Below are 1865 nucleotides of genomic sequence, written 5' to 3'. Positions count from 1 at the left end.
AGCACCCAAAGGCGGCTTAAGCGCGGCTTGTTGGAAAGCGAAAAACGAGGGGCACCTCAGGTAGATTCAGCGAAAATGTTGGGTTGCCAAAAACACGGCAACCCAACCTACGATGCTACGATGCTACGATGCTACGCGGCTTTTAACTGTCCAAATGGGCTGTGATTGATCATTAAACAACTTAAGTCAGCTTTCTGACTGGCGTGTTGTACGTCAATCCCAACCAAACTCCCCTCTGCATCAAAATCAAGCACAACTCCATTCGTCACTTCGTCAGAATCCACTGCGGTTCGTTCACAAAGATGAATGTAAAGCGAATCGGTGTTTAGATCATAAGCAAGTCTCATGGCTTAAACCTCCTATCAGGAAAAGCATTGTGCAACGTCACACCATCTGCAAGCGTGATCACTCGCAGATAACGTTGCAATTCTGGGACAAACCACCAATGGCGAATACGTCCATCTTCTTCCTTATTTCACGTCGTATTGGCGTTTGAATCGCGGCGAGACACCAGTGCAATTGAATATAAGGACGTTTCATCAACACATCGTTACGAAAATAGTCCGTCATTTGACAGTTGCCAACATCATGATCATTGCTCATTAAATGGTCGTTCCTCCTACGAGTGAAAAAACCCGCCGATCCTCTCACGAGAACCGGCGGGTCATTGTTTCACCGCTTTTCCCCTTTGAAAAAGGGGGGTCAGGGGGGATTAAGTTGCCCAACCGACGGCAGCCGAACCTATGCAGTAGCACGTTCGGAAACTTCAACATACTTCATGACTGTATCGCCGCCGCATTCTATCGGTGTAATGAGCATATCTTCTGCACCGATGCGCAATGATTCCAGGCATTCTTCTTGTGTCTTTTCTTGGGCATTAACTCCCGGTAAATCCACAAGCCAGCCTATCCACCATCCTTCACTTTGTTTTAATACAGCACGGTATTTCATAGCCGTTACCTCACGAAATGGATATTTAAGTCTTTACAAATTTTTCGTGCCAGTTCGTCCATAATTTCTGTGTGGCGCGGAATTTGCGACTTGCATCCGCAATTTTCAATGATCGTGTGACGACGCCCCTCGCGCAAGATGGTTGCTCCATGTTGTGTCAGGTGACGTAGCAGTATATTTCTTTTCATCAAGACATTAGACATTATCAGAAACATAAGGAACCGAATAAAAATAAATATTTAACATGTTGAAAAATAACAGCTTTATTAAAATTCTAATCTAATGCTCTTATTGTTTCTGATAATGTCTATTGTACCACCAAAAAACCCGCCGATCCGCTCACGAGAACCGGCGGGTCATTGTTTCACCGCCCTTCTCCCCCCTTTGCAAAAGGGGGGTCGGGGGGATTTTGTTGGGTTGCCAAAAAGACGGCAACCCAACCTACGCGGCTACGATGCTAATGGGTCGTAATCGCTGGATAAAGAAAGAAAATGCTGACCGCAACCAACCCTAAAATCAGCAATAGAGTCGTCATGGCAAATGTCCCTCAACTCAGCCAAATGGAGTTCTATCTTACGGCTAACGATGACCCCAGCAATCGTTAGAATTCCCAATAGCACCAGCCCAGAATAAAACAGAACACCCACTGCCCCATCCAAATACAGCTTGGAAAGCCCAGCAACATCAGCCACCAGAACGGCGACCAGTATCTTGAATTGCTCTTTAAGCCAATCCAGTCGCGCTTTGATTTCATCCAACTTGGGCATGACCCCGCCCAATTCACACCGGGCGGGGGTTCAGTTTACAGCGATTCAATCAGGCCACGGGCAAGCCCGCAACCCAACATACGCCGATAACCCGCCCTTGTATTGTGTTTCTGTGAGGGTTGTTCATGATCAGACGGCCTGCACGGG

At 47.0% G+C, this 1865-nt stretch carries 3 protein-coding genes; all 3 read right to left on the bottom strand.

Annotation, left to right across the window (positions count from 1 at the left end; all coding sequences use genetic code 11):
* Positions 1–131: 131 nt before the first annotated feature.
* Positions 132–347 carry a DUF2283 domain-containing protein gene (locus BN874_RS11590; RefSeq protein WP_034433451.1) on the bottom strand — a complete coding sequence of 72 codons (216 nt, stop codon included), beginning with the start codon at positions 345–347 and terminating at the stop codon, positions 132–134.
* 394 nt (positions 348–741) lie between these two features.
* Positions 742–951 carry a type II toxin-antitoxin system HicB family antitoxin gene (locus BN874_RS23650; protein ID WP_081756339.1) on the bottom strand — a complete coding sequence of 70 codons (210 nt, stop codon included), beginning with the start codon at positions 949–951 and terminating at the stop codon, positions 742–744.
* 449 nt (positions 952–1400) lie between these two features.
* Positions 1401–1718, bottom strand: coding sequence for a hypothetical protein (locus BN874_RS11580; protein ID WP_034433449.1), 318 nt, complete (start codon positions 1716–1718; stop codon positions 1401–1403).
* Positions 1719–1865 lie beyond the last annotated feature (147 nt).

The sequence above is a fragment of the Candidatus Contendobacter odensis Run_B_J11 genome (assembly GCF_000531125.1).
Taxonomy (GTDB): Bacteria; Pseudomonadota; Gammaproteobacteria; order Competibacterales; family Competibacteraceae; genus Contendibacter; species Contendibacter odensensis.
This window is presented reverse-complemented; position numbering and strand designations above follow the sequence as displayed.

Coding starts and splice junctions, on each gene's coding strand:
- BN874_RS11590 (WP_034433451.1), bottom strand. CDS start 347: ATGAGACTTGCTTATGATCTAAACACCGATTCGCTTTACATTCATCTT.
- BN874_RS11580 (WP_034433449.1), bottom strand. CDS start 1,718: ATGCCCAAGTTGGATGAAATCAAAGCGCGACTGGATTGGCTTAAAGAG.
- BN874_RS23650 (WP_081756339.1), bottom strand. CDS start 951: ATGAAATACCGTGCTGTATTAAAACAAAGTGAAGGATGGTGGATAGGC.